Source organism: Bradyrhizobium sp. LeoB3 (genome assembly GCF_055456055.1).
The window spans coordinates 1-654 of sequence record NZ_JBVBEF010000345.1 but is presented as its reverse complement, the minus strand read 5'-3'; the positions used below and the strand labels follow the sequence as shown (position 1 = coordinate 654).

The window sequence follows — 654 nt, the reverse complement described above, 5'->3', positions numbered from 1 at the left end:
CTGTCTCGGCGGCGCGTGATATCGGCGCGTCCTTGTTCAATGACAGATGGGGTCGCGTGCCATTGTAGTAGCTCATGTACGAGAGCAGCACGTGGCGCAGATGGCGTTCGCCAAACACCACGATATGATCCATGCATTCCCTGCGGATCGAGCCGATCAGCCGTTCTGCATAAGCGTTTTGCCAGGGTGAACGAGGAGACGTCGGGCGATCTCGGATACCGATGGATCTAACCCGGCGTGTGAATATCTCGGCGTAGGCACCATCGCGGTCCCTGATCAGGTAACGAGGGATTTGCTCCCAGCCACACGCCTCCGTCAGTTGATTGGCGATCCATTCGGCAGTTGGATGCGCGGTTACCCCGCACCACAGGATCTGCCGCCGGCCATGGCCCATGATCAGCAAACCGTAGAGCAGTCGGAATGAGATTGTCGGCACGACGAAGAGGTCCATTGCGACAATGCCATCCGCATGGTTGCGAAGAAACGTCTTCCATCCCTGCGAGGGAGGGCCCCTCCTCCGCGCCATATACTTGGCGACGCTGGTCTGACCGATCTCGATGCCGAGCTTGAGAAGCTCACCATGGATTCTCGGCGCTCCCCACAGCGGGTTGACGATGCTCATCTCGCGGATCAGCCGGCGAATTTCCAACGGTG

The 654-nt window shown here is 59.2% G+C and carries 1 protein-coding gene; it reads right to left on the bottom strand.

Annotated elements, in window-relative coordinates; translation table 11 throughout:
* Nucleotides 1-654: integrase core domain-containing protein (locus ACZXDY_RS46240; protein WP_464350063.1), on the bottom strand; the 654-nt coding region annotated here is incomplete at both ends.